21 protein-coding genes are annotated in these 14,307 nt (G+C 29.2%); 9 read left to right on the forward strand and 12 right to left on the reverse strand.

Going from position 1 to position 14,307, the window contains the following annotated elements; all coding sequences use genetic code 11:
- From AB1Z17_RS13610 to AB1Z17_RS13635, 6 genes are all read left to right on the forward strand, one after another.
- Positions 1–283, forward strand: a 283-nt coding sequence (locus AB1Z17_RS13610) for a hypothetical protein (protein WP_368052314.1), incomplete at its 5' end; no start/stop codon positions are given.
- Positions 280–531: a hypothetical protein gene (locus AB1Z17_RS13615; protein ID WP_368052315.1), complete on the forward strand. Its 252-nt coding sequence runs from the start codon at positions 280–282 to the stop codon at positions 529–531. The genes AB1Z17_RS13610 and AB1Z17_RS13615, both read left to right, overlap by 4 nt.
- Positions 528–2,879: a hypothetical protein gene (locus AB1Z17_RS13620; protein WP_368052316.1), complete on the forward strand. Its 2,352-nt coding sequence runs from the start codon at positions 528–530 to the stop codon at positions 2,877–2,879. The genes AB1Z17_RS13615 and AB1Z17_RS13620 overlap by 4 nt, the downstream gene beginning before the upstream one ends.
- 47 nt (positions 2,880–2,926) lie before the next feature.
- Complete coding sequence (locus tag AB1Z17_RS13625; protein WP_368052317.1) at positions 2,927–3,277, forward strand: hypothetical protein; 351 nt, start codon at positions 2,927–2,929, stop codon at positions 3,275–3,277.
- A gap of 29 nt (positions 3,278–3,306) precedes the next feature.
- The gene (locus AB1Z17_RS13630; RefSeq protein WP_368052318.1) at positions 3,307–3,540 is read left to right on the forward strand and encodes a hypothetical protein; all 234 of its coding nucleotides are present in this window, start codon (positions 3,307–3,309) and stop codon (positions 3,538–3,540) included.
- Positions 3,541–3,682: 142 nt separating this feature from the next.
- On the forward strand, positions 3,683–3,985 hold the full coding sequence (locus AB1Z17_RS13635; protein ID WP_368052319.1) for a hypothetical protein: 303 nt from the start codon (positions 3,683–3,685) through the stop codon (positions 3,983–3,985).
- Position 3,986: 1 nt separating this feature from the next.
- Here the strand turns inward: AB1Z17_RS13635 and AB1Z17_RS13640 are convergent, their stop codons facing one another.
- The 12 genes from AB1Z17_RS13640 to AB1Z17_RS13695 form a co-directional block, all read right to left on the reverse strand.
- Complete coding sequence (locus AB1Z17_RS13640; protein WP_368052320.1) at positions 3,987–4,664, reverse strand: tyrosine-type recombinase/integrase; 678 nt, start codon at positions 4,662–4,664, stop codon at positions 3,987–3,989.
- A 505-nt stretch (positions 4,665–5,169) separates the two neighbouring features.
- Positions 5,170–5,640: a hypothetical protein gene (locus AB1Z17_RS13645; protein WP_368052321.1), complete on the reverse strand. Its 471-nt coding sequence runs from the start codon at positions 5,638–5,640 to the stop codon at positions 5,170–5,172.
- Positions 5,633–5,971 (reverse strand): hypothetical protein, encoded by a 339-nt coding sequence (locus AB1Z17_RS13650; RefSeq protein ID WP_368052322.1) that lies wholly within the window; start codon positions 5,969–5,971, stop codon positions 5,633–5,635. The genes AB1Z17_RS13645 and AB1Z17_RS13650 overlap by 8 nt, the downstream gene beginning before the upstream one ends.
- The gene (locus AB1Z17_RS13655) at positions 5,958–6,353 is read right to left on the reverse strand and encodes a hypothetical protein (protein WP_368052323.1); all 396 of its coding nucleotides are present in this window, start codon (positions 6,351–6,353) and stop codon (positions 5,958–5,960) included. Before AB1Z17_RS13655 ends, AB1Z17_RS13650 begins: the two co-directional genes overlap by 14 nt.
- Before the next feature lie 82 nt (positions 6,354–6,435).
- Positions 6,436–7,332 carry a hypothetical protein gene (locus AB1Z17_RS13660; protein WP_368052324.1) on the reverse strand — a complete coding sequence of 299 codons (897 nt, stop codon included), beginning with the start codon at positions 7,330–7,332 and terminating at the stop codon, positions 6,436–6,438.
- A gap of 20 nt (positions 7,333–7,352) precedes the next feature.
- Positions 7,353–7,757, reverse strand: coding sequence for a hypothetical protein (locus AB1Z17_RS13665; RefSeq protein ID WP_368052325.1), 405 nt, complete (start codon positions 7,755–7,757; stop codon positions 7,353–7,355).
- A gap of 1 nt (position 7,758) precedes the next feature.
- Complete coding sequence (locus tag AB1Z17_RS13670) at positions 7,759–7,989, reverse strand: hypothetical protein (protein WP_368052326.1); 231 nt, start codon at positions 7,987–7,989, stop codon at positions 7,759–7,761.
- A gap of 11 nt (positions 7,990–8,000) precedes the next feature.
- Positions 8,001–8,723, reverse strand: coding sequence for a hypothetical protein (locus tag AB1Z17_RS13675; RefSeq protein ID WP_368052327.1), 723 nt, complete (start codon positions 8,721–8,723; stop codon positions 8,001–8,003).
- A 5-nt stretch (positions 8,724–8,728) separates the two neighbouring features.
- A complete protein-coding gene (locus tag AB1Z17_RS13680) occupies positions 8,729–9,106 on the reverse strand; it encodes a hypothetical protein (protein ID WP_368052328.1) in 378 nt (125 codons plus the stop codon).
- A 3-nt stretch (positions 9,107–9,109) separates the two neighbouring features.
- A complete protein-coding gene (locus AB1Z17_RS13685) occupies positions 9,110–9,682 on the reverse strand; it encodes a hypothetical protein (RefSeq protein ID WP_368052329.1) in 573 nt (190 codons plus the stop codon).
- A 139-nt stretch (positions 9,683–9,821) separates the two neighbouring features.
- Positions 9,822–11,333, reverse strand: a complete 1,512-nt coding sequence (locus AB1Z17_RS13690) for a hypothetical protein (RefSeq protein ID WP_368052330.1) — start codon at positions 11,331–11,333, stop codon at positions 9,822–9,824.
- Between the two features lie 57 nt (positions 11,334–11,390).
- Positions 11,391–11,537 (reverse strand): hypothetical protein, encoded by a 147-nt coding sequence (locus AB1Z17_RS13695; protein ID WP_368052331.1) that lies wholly within the window; start codon positions 11,535–11,537, stop codon positions 11,391–11,393.
- A 356-nt stretch (positions 11,538–11,893) separates the two neighbouring features.
- Here AB1Z17_RS13695 and AB1Z17_RS13700 point away from each other — a divergent pair, with 356 nt between their 5' ends.
- The 3 genes from AB1Z17_RS13700 to AB1Z17_RS13710 are packed head-to-tail and all read left to right on the forward strand — an operon-like array spanning position 11,894 to position 14,044.
- Positions 11,894–12,049, forward strand: a complete 156-nt coding sequence (locus AB1Z17_RS13700) for a hypothetical protein (RefSeq protein WP_368052332.1) — start codon at positions 11,894–11,896, stop codon at positions 12,047–12,049.
- A gap of 2 nt (positions 12,050–12,051) precedes the next feature.
- On the forward strand, positions 12,052–13,893 hold the full coding sequence (locus tag AB1Z17_RS13705) for a phage/plasmid primase, P4 family (RefSeq protein ID WP_368052333.1): 1,842 nt from the start codon (positions 12,052–12,054) through the stop codon (positions 13,891–13,893).
- A 1-nt stretch (position 13,894) separates the two neighbouring features.
- Positions 13,895–14,044: a hypothetical protein gene (locus tag AB1Z17_RS13710; protein ID WP_368052334.1), complete on the forward strand. Its 150-nt coding sequence runs from the start codon at positions 13,895–13,897 to the stop codon at positions 14,042–14,044.
- The last annotated feature ends 263 nt before the right edge of the window (positions 14,045–14,307 follow it).

The raw sequence follows: 14,307 nt of genomic DNA on the forward strand, positions 1-14,307 counted from the left end.
AAAATTCAAAAAATTAAATACAAATCCTCTGACTAGACAGAATGCTTTAAACTTTGGTAAATTTATTACTGATAACAGTTCTGCAGCTCAGTTTAAGCTACAGAAAAGCACTAAAAAGGCAGGAAAACCAATTAACGTACCTTTTACTCCAGATAGTAAATTTAGAAAGAAAAAGGGGTCTTACATAGAAAAGAATAGCTTTAGAATTGATACTTTAGGTGAGATTAGAGGGATTACTGCTAAAGGTTTACTTAAACAAAGATTTAAAAGAATAAAACTATGAATACTAAAGCTCAATTAGGACAAGTTGTATATATAATGATTGTAATTATTGTATCTGGATTTATTTTAGCTTGGTTATCTCCTTTAATTGATAGTTCAAAAGAAACTGCGTTAGATTCTGCTCCTTCTGATTCTATTTTTGGAAGACTTATTTTAGTTGGCTTGGGCCCTATTATGTGGTTTATGTTTATTCTGCTTAGTCTTATTATTTTAGTTATGACTATGGTTTCTGGAGGTGCGTTTGGATGAAGTTTGAAAAATTATCTACTTTTTTATTAATGTTATTTCTTTTAAGTAGTTTTGCAAGTGCAATTACTACTACAGATTTAATTTCTCATTATACACTTGATACTAACGCATCAGATAGTCATGATACAAATGATGGTACTGTTACAGGAGCAGTTTTTACTACTGGAAGTGCGGGAATCATAGATGAAGCTATAGATTTTGATGGAGTTAATGATTATTTAGTATTACCTACAAGCTTAGGTACAGATATAGGAACAACAAGTGTAGCAAGTATAAATTTTTGGATTGAAGTTGATAATTATATTGCAAATACAGACCACGCTGATATAAATTCTTTTGTATCTCTTGGAAGATTAGATTCAACTAAGTCTTTAATATACTTATCATATGACCATAGGAATGGTGCAACAAATAGATTAGAGTTACTTATACGACCAACTGGTAATAGTGCAACAGGAGCAGTAGAATTAAATGGTAATGAAAATTATATTCCTGCTGGACAAAAGAAAATGGTTACTATTGTTGTAAATGGGTCTAATGCATATTTATATGTAAATAATGTTTTAGTTACTTCAGCAGGAGGAGTGTCTGTAACAGATTTTTCGGGAGTTAGTTCGTTCATAGCAAAAAGACCTGATTCTAATGCTCAAAGGTATGGAGATATAAAGGTAGATGAATTAACATATTTTGCTAAAGCATTAACAAACCAAGACAGGACTGATTTATTGAATGGAGGAACAGGTATTACCTATCCCTTTGTTAGTTATGATAACTTTACTATAACTGCAAAAGATAAATATGATACTTTTATAATTAATGAGTTTGATGTAGATCTAAATGGGACTATTTATAATGTTACAGATGGTCAATTAATTACGCCTATAAATTATACTACTCTTGTTAATATATCTATTTCTAAAGCTGGTTATTTTGAGATTAACTATACTGATTATAATACTTCAACTAATTTAATTGCAGAGCTTCCAAGTTTAGTAAATAAAGAAGTTAAAATATATAATGATATGGGCAATTTAACAAGTATGGCCTGTATATATAATGATGATGAATATAATGGATCTTCTTTTAATGTTTCAACGTATCTTGTAACAAATTTAACCTTTTTTTGTCAGCAAAATAGTCTTTATAAGAGTGCAGAAATAACTTTAACTGACGATAATCTTACACAGAATATAACTTTAGTACCTCAATCTTTAGATATAACTGTTTTTAATGAGATAACTCTTGATAAGATAGAGCAAGATATAGATGTTTTGATTCAAGATAATTCTACTGAAAGGAATTTTACTTTGATAAATGGTACTGGAATTATAACTGGAATAAATGAGACTGATATATATAGGCTTGTTTTCAACACAACAGGATATGAGAGTAGAGTTTTGAGATTTGATACGAGTCAAGGCTTTTCAAGTCAGCTTAATATTTATTTGCAGCCTACTACAAATATAAATGTTCAAGATGTTACTATACGAATAGTTGATTCAAGAGGTTATGATATTGATTCCGCAAGGATTCAGATATTTGTTTATATTAATGGAACTAAAACAAAGATAGAAGATCAACTAACAGATATTACTGGAAGTATAACGGCACCTTTAGATATAGAGAAAAGACACTTTTTTGAGATTTCTAAAGATAACTACGCTACAAGAAGTTTTGTTGTAAATAATCCTCTTACTACATCTTATACTTTTTCATTACAAGATGAAATTCAAACAGATTTCGATAATGAACTTAATCGGATATTGTACTCTTATGATCCTGGTAAAGGGGTTTTAATATACAATAGAAGCTATATTTTTAATTGGAGTGTCAGTAGTCCTGATAATGAATTAAGTAGTTTATATGCCTCCAGATTTATTATAAGAGAATATAATAGCTCAGGAAGTCTTATTCAAACGTATGTAAATACAAGCACGAATACTGGAGGGGAATTACTTACACTATCTTTAGATTTATCAAACAAAATTAATTCTACAATAGAATTTATTTTTTGTTTCAAAAAAGATGGTTATAGTGAGTATTGCCTTGCGAAAAAGCTATTAGTCTTAGGTGAGAGAGATAGAGTAGATAATCTTTATGGAATAAGAGATTTAGTAGAAGAACAATACTCAGATGGACAAAGAGTGGTTATGTGGTTATTTGCTTGGATTGCTACAAGCATTATATTAGCTGCAGTTCCATTTATGCGTAATGTTTTTATTATATTTCCTATTATGTTATTTGGACTATTCTTTGCATGGCTATTTTTACCAATAACTTATTTAGGAATAATAGGCTTATTCTTTGTACTTGCAGTAGCAGTTATAATTTCGAGGTCCCAAATATGAATGGAAAATTTATTATATTATTAACAGTATGTATAAATATTATGGTTATGATATTTATAGCAGAAGCAAACTTAAATATAGTTGGCTATACTCCTGTTATAAATACGTTTTTGAGTGTTGATAATGAAACACTTGAAGTAGGATCAGTTTATACTGGAGAAGCAAATACTGCTTTAGATGAACTTACAAGAGCAAATGAGGGTTCCGATGCAGGAGCAGGATTCTTTGACGTATTTAAACTATTAGTAAGTGCAGTAAGTTTACTTACACCTTTACCTATATTGGCAGTAATTGTATCTTTACAGATGACAGCAATAGTAAAGCTTATGATTGCTGCACCTTTAGCAATTATGTACTTTTTAGCTATAATAGAATTTGTGGGGAATAGACAACTATGAGCAATATGTTAAATACAATATTTAGTGCTATGCTTAGTTCCTTTGGAAATGCTTGGGTAATACTAGGCCTTGCTGCAATAGTTATACTTGTAGTATTCTTTGTAATAACTCAAGATTTTTTAGCATCTATTATACTTACTGCTATGCCTTTCTCAATAATGGCGATAGCAAATTTCGAGGGTACTGATAGCATAATTCCCTATATAATAATCATATTAGGATTTATTACAGCAGTAATATTTTCAAAAATATTTTCAAGATGAAGAAAAATAATAGACAAAGGTATATGAAAAAGGTTAAAAAAGCCAAAGATATAGGTAGTTACAACAAAGAAATGGAACTAGCAACCGACAAAATGATACGGGATATAAAAAAGAAAATTAAAATAATTTTAAGGTGATTATGATGAATAATAAAAAATATGTAAGTGCTAGAAAAAATAGACTTAAAGGAGGATCAATAGCTTCTTTAAAAGCTAAGGCACCTACTAAAAAGGAAAAGGTTATTAGTGGGTTTAAGACATTTGCTAAAAAAACCGAAAAGATGTTTTCAATAGAAGAACAAATAAAGAGAGAAAAGGCTAAAAATAATAAATTAAAGCAACAAGAAGCTTTATTTAAGTTAAGACAAAGTAATATGAATATTAAAGATAAAGTAAAGCCAAAAAAAACTATGCAGGGAAATGAATTAAATAATTTTTTTAAATAAGCTAAAATCCCATTATTTGCTGGAACTTTTCCCTACTTTCCACACTTTGGACCATTTTAGCATATATTTCTGTTGTTTTTATTGTACTATGGCCTAATATTACTTGAATATCCTGCAAAGGCATTCCTTGAAGCCTTAAATAGGTAGCAAAGGTGTGCCTTAGGCTATGGGTATTTAATTTCTTACTCGATCCCAATTTTTCTATATTTTTACTAATTCTATACTGTAAAGCTCTAACACTATATCTCAAACCATCTTTTTTAACAAAAAGGTACCCCTTTCTGTCATTAATATACATTCTAAGAGTATTAACTAAGGAATGATGCAAAGTAACAGTTCTATCTTTAGAATTTTTACCTTTTCTTACGTTTATTTGCTGCATACTAAAATCTATATCTTGAATCATAATATTTCTTGCTTCTGATATCCTTAAACCAGTCTTTAAAAGAAATTCTATAAGTAAATGATCAAAAGAATCTTCTGTTACTTGTAATAATTGATATATTTCTGCTGGAGAAAGATAATTAGGTAATGCTTTTGGTACTTTAGGTACTTGATACCCCCCTTTTTGTCTTACCAGCTTAAAGATATATCTAACTTGAGCAGGATTAAACTGATTTTTCTTAATTATTCCTAAAATTTCATTAGAAACCTTTTGAAGTTTTGTATCTTTTTTCATAATAATAAAAGCGAGGAGCTGCAGAGAACTAGGTGGTACCTTACAACTCCTCTAAGAGGTGAGGGGAAAGGCTGGTCAGACCTTAGAGGAAAAACGAAGGAGAAAACAAGCAAACCCCTCTCAAACGACCAATTTTGAGTGTAATTAATACCTATACATAATAGTACTAGGTACTTTCTTTCCTGCAATAGGAATAATCCAATTAGTAAATGGAGTAATCGTGCAAATTATGATAATAGCTAACATAACTTGAAATTTTTTAATTTTGTAAGCCGAACCATATGATCTAGAGTTCCAGTACTCAATTTCACTCCATTTCATAGTAGCCCACCAAACCTAAAACAATCTTTGGATCAGCTTGTTCTAAGTATTCTCTTTTATTTTTTGCTTCTTTTTGCTTGTTCATACTAATACTATGTACATACTTATATTTAAATGTTTCGTATTTTATACCAAACCACGCAACATTTTACTCTTTTGAGGCACTATTAAGGTCCTTTTCAGGTTATTTTTTCTGGGTTAAGAAATAATCTGCATTTTTATTATTTTCAAAGAAACCAGTTTTAGTATCTACCTTTGTTGAAATTACTATTTGGAAGTACCCGCAAAATAATCTAAACATATCAGTTACATCCTTATTCTTTTCTACTAACTTGATTAATCCTGATCTAACTGCTTTAGGATATCTTTTAGCTCTAATATTAGCCCTGGCCTTATCAATTATATCCACAGTACCTGTTTCCCAAAACTCTTTTTCATTTTTAATGCAAGTTTCTTTATCAGCTTCAAAATATATGCTTCCATCTATTTCATGGCCAGGAGGCTTTTCTCCACCTAAATTTTTGAAAACTGTATCAAAAACTGTATTTTGTATAGCTAAGAAAGCTCTTCTTGTAATTTTATCCTTTGTAGTCTTTGCTTCTGGTATAGGCAACTTCTTAACATATACTGCAAAAACATATTTATTTTCATTCATATTTATTCTCCTTCTTGTATTTAAAATAATTAATAGTTCCAAATATATAAGCATCTATTTCTAAAAACATACAAAATAAAACGTAAGGTGTTACGAATAGACCATTCATTAAAAAAACTAAAGTAAACGCACCTAAAGGGAGGCCTATAAGGCTTATAAAACCACAAATAGTATATACATACATTCCAATAGTATCAGCAATATCAGGCAATCTAGAAGATTTATACTGGGTTTGGTGCCTTTTCTCGTGAAACCATGAATAGGTGTAGGGTGCAGCATTAACAATAATATCCTTTTGAGGATCATAATAAGCTAATTTATTTGACATCATTTAACTCCTTGACTTTTTTAAATATATTAATAAGAATCCTTTTAAACTTTTTACCTTGAGTTAATAAAAAATATATGCCATAAACTACAGCTATGTTTATTTGATTATTAATAAGCCAGTATAGTATAGGGTATTTTACTTTTAAATAAGGTTCCTTAGGATATATCCACTCTTCTTCACAGATATAAAAGCCTTCTTTACAATCTTTTAATACAGGTTCATCTATATTAAGTACTTGATTAGGATTATATTTAAGATATTGAGGGTAATAATTAGAAATATACATTAATTCTAAGAAGAAAAATAGGACAAATAGGTAAAAAACTAGCTCAAAACATAGTAAAGTCCTATTTATTATATAATTTTTTTGATTTTCTGCCACTTTAATTCCGTATAGTATGGTTTTATACTGACATAACTATACACTTTACAAAACTGATTAACACATCTGTTAATCATATCTGTTAGTTTGATGCTTTAAATGAACTTTTACCTACTGCATCAAGTACTTCAATTTTATTTTTATGAAAATTATATGCTTTTTTTAAAGTAAGGAAAGACATATCTGTTTTTTGAGATATTTGCTTCCAAGTAAGGTTACTATCCCTTAATTTATATACTTCTTCAGCTCTTTTCTGATATTCTGGAACATTAAGTCCAGCACCTTCTCTGGCCTCTTGAGTAACATATTTATCATACATATCTTTTACTGAGTCTTTCATGTTATCTTCTTTTCTTTTGAGGTAAGGTTTAAGGAGAGGCCCTTTATATGGAGCAAATGTTTCAATAAAATCTGGCTGAATATCTTTACATTTCATAGGATCAGGCCTTGCATTTTTATCAGATTGTTTTTTTAGCTCAGGGATAAGCATAGCTACCTTTGCTTTTGAATAAAAAGCGTATTTTCCTTCACCTATAAAGTGAATCATATATCTTACTCTTCTTTTTCTAAAAAAAGAATCTAAATCCATAATACTTGGAATAGCAAGTCCAGTCCAAAGATTTAAACCTCTAATTACTTGATAACTTTCATTTAAATCAGAAGAAAAAGAACTCATAGCTTTTCTTGAGTATAAGTCCTTTCCTGCTTCATCATGTGCTACCATATAATACTTTCTTTCATTACTGCTACACTCATATAATGCAGTAATAAATTCAATTTTATTTGAACCTAAATATTTAATTAAAGTATCTTCTAAATCAAATCCTAAAAGCTCACCATACCAATAATCAAACATAGAAAGTATTAAATTAGATTTACCTAAGCCTTCTTCCCCAGTTATAGCAACAACTCTATCTTTATTTTTGCTTCTAAGCCCAGCAGCACCATCTAAATCCTTTTTTAGTATTTGCTTTAGCAAAAACATATTATTAGTTATCATTATATATTATCGTGATCTATTTTATCAATATAATCCTCATACTGAACTGTTTGCTCTGAAATTCTAAATGGACCTTCTTCAAATAGCCATTCTCTAAAATCATTATCTAAAACTAATAATTTTTTAGGATCAATAGTTTTATCAAAAGCAAGAGAATCATAAAGTGAAATAGCCTCTTCTTTTTTATGTTGTACTAAATACTGCTTAAAAAAATATCTGACAGAAGCATAAAGAGAATATAATGCAATTTGATAATCCATTCTTATTTTAGGGTGATTATTTCCCCTATTATAATATTCTAAGAATGTAACTTGCTTTTCAGTTAAATTAAACCACAAGTACTTAGGAGCTTCTTTTATACCCCAATCTACTGCAATTATATTCTTCTTTATAGGTTCTGCCATCTTAGGTGTGTTTTCTTACAAATTGAATAAGTTGAGATGTTGTTTTAAGCTTTCTATGTGCTACATCTAGTTTTTCATGTAAATACAAAGCAGTTACATTTAAACTAAGTAAATTACCAGATAAAAACTGCATAGGTAATTCTAATTCGTCTAGCTTTTTGCCATCTTCTTTAATTTGAAGGACTATTGTCCTTGAACCACTAATATTTTTTTCTTTTCCTATTTTTGTCATTCTATTTTACCTTATGGAGCAGGAATTAGTGCTCCAGATGTTACTCCTTCAGCGGCTTTAGTAGCTACATTGGAAGCAATTTGATTTATCATTGGCTGCATCTGTTGTATCATAGAATAATTCTCATACCCAACATATAAAGAAATTACACTAACTGCTATTGAAGCCATTACAACATATAATAAAATCTTGTTTTTATCAAATAATTCTTTTAAATTATCTAAAATACCAGCTTTACTAATCATACCATGTATTAATTCAGGGTCTACAACTCCTGAAGATTTTTCTTTAGTTAAAACAGGAATATCGGTTTGTATTTTTTTTCCTTCTATTTCGACAACATGATATAAAGGTTTTAAATCAGAATTAGTTACTTGCCCATATAAACCATATGATCTAATACAATCATCATGATCCTTTATACAATATGGAAAACTAAAAAATCTTCCTTCATCAAAATCAGTTCTAGTATATGGAAATTTCTTAGTAACTCCTTTAGATTTAAGAGTTACCTCTGTTTTTTCAATATTTACAAAATAAGGAGGAAATTTAATATCTCCACCCGGCATTTTTAAAAACATCAAACCATACTTTCCAGACATTTTTTTGACAAAAGCTTTAACTCCAAATATAGCATATTTAAAAGAAAGGCCTAAAACTATTGTTGAAACAACTGCAAACATATAAACCACTAAAAAAAGTGGACTACTTATTACTTCTATTATTGATACCATTATTATTAATCTCTCCTTTTAGGCCTCATAAGACCTTTAAAAATACCACCAGTATTATTATTCATACTAGCTTCTTGAATACTTGTCCTAGACATTGTACGAACAAACCCATTTTTACTTCCACTTAAAACAAGAAAATGGTGTTTTTTAAAACGAGCATCCTCTGCCCATTTCGCTAAAATATTTCCACCCATACATACTGGAACTTTCTCCAAAACCATAGCAAATTCTTCTAATGATTGTAAACGAGATAATTCTCTTTCTCTTAAATTTCCAAGTTGTAAGTTTCTATTAATTCCATTAATATCATTGCCTTGAATAGCAGGTTCTATTAATCTGCCTTCTATCTCTACTTGACTTATTGGTTCTATATATTCATCCATTTTTTATCTTGATCCTAATTTTGATAATCCTGAAAAGGTTGTTACAAATCCTAACAATATAAAAAATATTGCAGTTATCCAAGTTCCTATAAAGAATAAAGCTCCAGAAGAGCCCATCCACCAAATTCCAGCAAAGATATGATAAATATATCCATCACGTTCATCTGTTTTAAGACCTATAAATAACAATATTGCACCTATTAAGAATATCAAAAAAGGATTTAAAATTTCTGCTATCATATTCAATTCTTCCTCTGATTGTTCTGTATATATGTTTTTACTTTCCTCTGATGTTCCTTGAAGTCCTGTTGAATTATAAAAAAAAGCTTTTCCTACTACTTGACCTTCTACAGAAATATTAGAAGTAAAAAAATAAATATCATTTGCTAATAAAGTCATTTCTTGATTATTATAAAGAATATTACTATTAAAATCATAAATCGTTATTGTAACATTATTTGTCGCAGCATTTCCAGCAGCATACCAAGTGCATTCAGAATTTAATCTGCAAGAATCAGCAGCAAAAACTACAGGTAAAATAATCAAAAACAATCCGATTAAAAATATTTTATTCATGGACAAGCACTCTCCGAAGCATATAAAGTACAAGTATCATCTACTCTACAAGAGTCGGCTGCAAAAACAATAGGCAACATCATTAAAAAAAATCCTATTAATATTAATTTATTCATTTTTTAATTACCTTCTTATTAATTTATTTTAAACACCAACTATATTCTTTGTAGTGGATACAACTTTCTGTTATTATTTGTTGCATAGCACCTTCTAGTGCTACAATTCTTTCTTCAACATCTAATCTATCCGATCCTGCTATATTCTTTACTGCGTAATGAGTTTCTTTCTTAGAAATGTCTTGTTTGAATATATCAGCGTAATTAGTGGATGGATGTACTGTTTTTGATTCAGTATATATTGCTTGTGCTGAAATAATATCAGTATCAATCATAAGTCCATTAGGAGTTTCCTTAGGATTTAAATACGAATCTATATAGTTGTTATATTTGGATAACATTACTTGTTTACAATCTAAATTAACTCCATCTACTTTCTTTTGTTCATATCCTTGTAAAACTGATATTGTTTCATTCTTTTTACCCCATGTTGTTTTATAGTCTTTAGTTCCATCAGGTAATGTTGCAATAAGTTCTTTTGATTCTTCAAAGGAAGTTTCCACTACTTCTTCAGCATAAATAGGTTTTGTTGTATCTTCTTCAGATAGTTTAGTGTAACATTCTCCCCAAGCTTCGTGATTATAACTTCCATCAGGATTATATTCATTTGAAAGTGCATTTTTAACTAAAATATATGCTTCTTTATCAGTTAAATCTGTTTCATACGTTCTTGTAATAAATCCAGTAGCGGAGATATCGTTACTAAAATATGCAGTTGTATTTCCTGCTCCACTTGTATCGAAAACTAATTGTGTTCCATCATAATGTATTAATACTTGTTCTGTTTCCCCTAAGTATAAATCTGCTTCGTTAAATTCAATATCAACATCTGAATCCCATTCCATATCTGCTTCATTATCTCCTACAGCTCTTAAATAATATATATCCCTTCTTTTCCAACCTCCATTATTATATTTAAACATATCAACATCAATACCATTTTCATAAACAAGCTCCCCATCATATCCATCCCATATTACCCAATAAGACAAAGCTCCATGTTCTCTACTCATTATTTTTTTATCTTCTCTAAGTCCTATATTTTGGTTTGTGTCTATGCTTCCTGACGAATCCAAAGCAAAATCAAAACCGCATATTTCTTGACCTTCCGAAGAAAGTCTGTCAAATTTTAAAAAATCAGGGTAACAACCACCTCCACCATTTGAAACGCCCCAATATGTGCTTCCACCATTTGGATTTGGTCTGAAAGTTATGTCTGGTCTTTCATAACCGCCTCCCGTATTATCAGTTCCTACTGAGAGAGCTGGATATGCTGACCATCCGAGAGGTTGGTCTATCCACATTCTACGATTAAAGTAAGTATATTGTAAATCATTATTTCTTAAAACATCTTTATCTTTATATAATAAAGTGCCTGTAAAGTTAGCAGTTGCACTTACGTTACCATTTCTTGCAGTTACACTTTGAAGAGTATCTGTTTCTGTAAAATTATTACCAGTAGGGAGAATCATTATTGCATTAACAGAAAAAGTAAGGGTTAAAAGAATTATTGCAGCTATTATTTTTTTTATCATGGTAAAAAAGGCTGGAGGTGCGAATCTCCAGTTTACGCAAAGGTTTTCGGCTTAACTTTAAGCTCCGTACAATCTTGTTACAAGAACAATTGCACCAACTAAAAGTAAAGTTCCGATAGATCCTACTACTAGAGCATCAGTACCAGTTAGACTTAGATTAGCTATAATTGCAGTAACAATTGGATACGCAACAGCTAAGATCATAATCAAACCAACTACTACAGCTACAATAGATCCTACTGTAAAACCTTTCTTATTGGATTTTTGAATAAACATTTATTTAACACATCCAATAAATCCATATACTTACTTATATATAAATGTTATGTTTTTCCATAGGAAATAAGGGTTACCCCACAAAAACCTATACTGGTATCATATTTTATGTTTACCTATACACCATTTTTCCTACGAGTAGTCGTGTAGCTCGTTTTCTGGAAAGTCCTAGGAAAAAAAAAATTCCTATACGGCTAAGAAAATGTACTACACGAACTACAAATGAACCTTATTTATTTTTTTTAGTAACATTTATATATAAGTATGTTAATAAATTATTTAAAATGGAATTTGACTATGAAAAATTCTATGTTGATATCATAGATTTTAATGGAGTTTGCAGGATATCAATTCCTAAGCAAATAATAGATGGAGCAAATTGGAAACCCGGGGATAGGTTACTAATTTTGGCTAAAAAGATTGAAAAAAAGGAGGAATAACATTGGAAACGAAAACAAGCGAAAAAATACAAGATTACTTACAGTTTAATTTTTTAGCAACAACTAAAGATTTTATTGTTCATGATGATGTAGGAGTAAAAATACATTGTCCTTTTGATGATAATATAATTTCTACACAAAAAGCACAACTTTTACATGGTATTTTATCATATACTTCTAAAGAACTGAGGCTTATTCAATATATTCCTGAAAAACAAATTAGGCCAAAAGTTTCAGAACATGGTACTTCTATAATATATTCTCTTAATTATAATCAAATAGCAGCACTAAATGAATTTGATTATAAAATAGTAGATAAAGAAACTAGTTTTTATATGAAATACGCTAATAATTTTGAAGAGGATATACTTAGAAATCCTGATCTAAAAATATTGAGTACTCAGAAAAAGTTTGATTATAGCCAAAAAGAACTAGAAAGCATAAGATTACTTATTTTTCAGATATTGAGTTCAAATGAGGCTAAATCTACTACTAAAAATCAAGATGTATCTGAATTGTTAGTAGATAAGCTAAATTCTGTAAATAAATTTTACGCTATTAGAAATGATGATAACCAAGAGATATGGATGTATGATAATGGAATATACAAACCTCATGGTAAATCTTATATAATGGAATTTTGCCGAATTATTATGGAAAAGGCGTATTCTTCTAAAATTTATAATTTAGTTATAGAAAAGATAATAGTTGATAATTATATAAATGAGCAGAAATTTTTTAATAGTAATGTTTTAGATTATGTTCCTGTTCAAAATGGTTTATTAAATATCTTTACTAGAAAAGTATCTCCTTTTGATCCTGCAATGATTTTTTTTAGTAAATTAGGAATTAGATACAATCCTAAGGCAGATTGCCCTAAAATCAAGAAATTTATAGCTGATTTGGTTGAGCCTAAAGATGTTAAGGTAATTCAGGAGATTTTTGGTTATCTTTTATTAAGAGATTATAGAATAGAAAGATGTTTTATGCTTTTAGGTAATGGAAGAAATGGTAAGAGTAAATTAGCTGAATTAATGAAGAAATTTATAGGAGAAGAAAACATAACTTCTTTACAGCCAACAACTTTTGAAAACCCTGACTCTTTTTCCACTAGTTCTTTATTTGGAAAATTAGCTAATATAAGCATAGATATAAATAGTATGCAGCTAAAAAATACTTCTGTTTTAAAATCTTTGACTGGTAGAGATACTATAACTGCTCCTAGAAAGTTCAAAAATCCTATTTTTTTTGTTAATTATGCTAAATTAATATTTGGAGCGAATGAATTGCCTATTACTAGAGATACTAAAGACGCTTTTTGGGAAAGATGGATTTTATTAGAATTTCCTTATACTTTTATAAACAAAAAAGATTATGATAGTAAAGATGAAGCAGATAAAGGTAAATATAAAATTCGTGATGTAGATATTATTGAAAAAATAACAACTAAAGAAGAAATGGAAGGTTTATTGAATTATGCCTTAGATGGTCTTGAAAGATTACTTAAAAAGAAAGATTTTAGCTATAAATATACTCCTCAGGAAGTAATGAGTTTATGGATTAGGAAATCAGATAGCTTAAATGCTTTTATTTTGGATTTATGTGAGCTTAATTATGATTCAAAAGTTAAAAAAACTGATTTTTTTAAAAGATATACTCAATACTGCAAGAAAAATAAATTAAAAGTTCAGTCTAAAAAGATGGTTACAACCAAACTTGCAGAGCAAGGAGTAATAGATGGAGTTAGCAGATTTAATAATGATTATACTGAGTATTATGATGGTATTTGTTTTAAAGATGGTCAGGATTTATTTGTGCCTTCATCATTAATATTAGAGGAATAAAATGAAAAATAAAGTAATTATAAAAAAAGGACTTTTGATACATGAAGCAGATATTCAAAAGACAAAAGAAGACTTCTTAACTATTTTAACTAAATCAAGAAGAAGACAATTAAAAAATATTTCAGCTCAGCAGCTGATTGATAGGTTCTAAAATGGAAACAAATCTTCCTAAATGGTATTGGGCTAAAGTAAATAATTGCTCAAATTGTATTAGACTTAAAATAATAGGCCTAGAACCCACTATTTGTCAAGAGCACCTAGATATGCAAAGGAGGCTATAAAATGGGATTTCTAACTGATTATGTAGCTATAACAAGTGTTCTTTTACTTGTTGCTAGTATTTCTTTTTATGCTGGAAGGGAGACTATGCCTGATGTATATTATAATGAGCATAACATTACTTATTTTGAGAAT

Origin of the sequence: Lutibacter sp. (assembly GCF_040883305.1) — a bacterium.
Lineage (GTDB): Bacteria > Bacteroidota > Bacteroidia > Flavobacteriales > Flavobacteriaceae > Lutibacter.

Coding starts and splice junctions, on each gene's coding strand:
- AB1Z17_RS13650 (WP_368052322.1), bottom strand. CDS start 5,971: ATGATGTCAAATAAATTAGCTTATTATGATCCTCAAAAGGATATTATT.
- AB1Z17_RS13640 (WP_368052320.1), bottom strand. CDS start 4,664: ATGAAAAAAGATACAAAACTTCAAAAGGTTTCTAATGAAATTTTAGGA.
- AB1Z17_RS13665 (WP_368052325.1), bottom strand. CDS start 7,757: ATGGCAGAACCTATAAAGAAGAATATAATTGCAGTAGATTGGGGTATA.
- AB1Z17_RS13630 (WP_368052318.1), top strand. CDS start 3,307: ATGCTTAGTTCCTTTGGAAATGCTTGGGTAATACTAGGCCTTGCTGCA.
- AB1Z17_RS13620 (WP_368052316.1), top strand. CDS start 528: ATGAAGTTTGAAAAATTATCTACTTTTTTATTAATGTTATTTCTTTTA.
- AB1Z17_RS13695 (WP_368052331.1), bottom strand. CDS start 11,537: ATGATCTTAGCTGTTGCGTATCCAATTGTTACTGCAATTATAGCTAAT.
- AB1Z17_RS13675 (WP_368052327.1), bottom strand. CDS start 8,723: ATGGTATCAATAATAGAAGTAATAAGTAGTCCACTTTTTTTAGTGGTT.
- AB1Z17_RS13615 (WP_368052315.1), top strand. CDS start 280: ATGAATACTAAAGCTCAATTAGGACAAGTTGTATATATAATGATTGTA.
- AB1Z17_RS13685 (WP_368052329.1), bottom strand. CDS start 9,682: ATGAATAAAATATTTTTAATCGGATTGTTTTTGATTATTTTACCTGTA.
- AB1Z17_RS13690 (WP_368052330.1), bottom strand. CDS start 11,333: ATGATAAAAAAAATAATAGCTGCAATAATTCTTTTAACCCTTACTTTT.
- AB1Z17_RS13700 (WP_368052332.1), top strand. CDS start 11,894: ATGGAATTTGACTATGAAAAATTCTATGTTGATATCATAGATTTTAAT.
- AB1Z17_RS13710 (WP_368052334.1), top strand. CDS start 13,895: ATGAAAAATAAAGTAATTATAAAAAAAGGACTTTTGATACATGAAGCA.
- AB1Z17_RS13645 (WP_368052321.1), bottom strand. CDS start 5,640: ATGAATGAAAATAAATATGTTTTTGCAGTATATGTTAAGAAGTTGCCT.
- AB1Z17_RS13680 (WP_368052328.1), bottom strand. CDS start 9,106: ATGGATGAATATATAGAACCAATAAGTCAAGTAGAGATAGAAGGCAGA.
- AB1Z17_RS13670 (WP_368052326.1), bottom strand. CDS start 7,989: ATGACAAAAATAGGAAAAGAAAAAAATATTAGTGGTTCAAGGACAATA.
- AB1Z17_RS13625 (WP_368052317.1), top strand. CDS start 2,927: ATGATATTTATAGCAGAAGCAAACTTAAATATAGTTGGCTATACTCCT.
- AB1Z17_RS13635 (WP_368052319.1), top strand. CDS start 3,683: ATGAATAATAAAAAATATGTAAGTGCTAGAAAAAATAGACTTAAAGGA.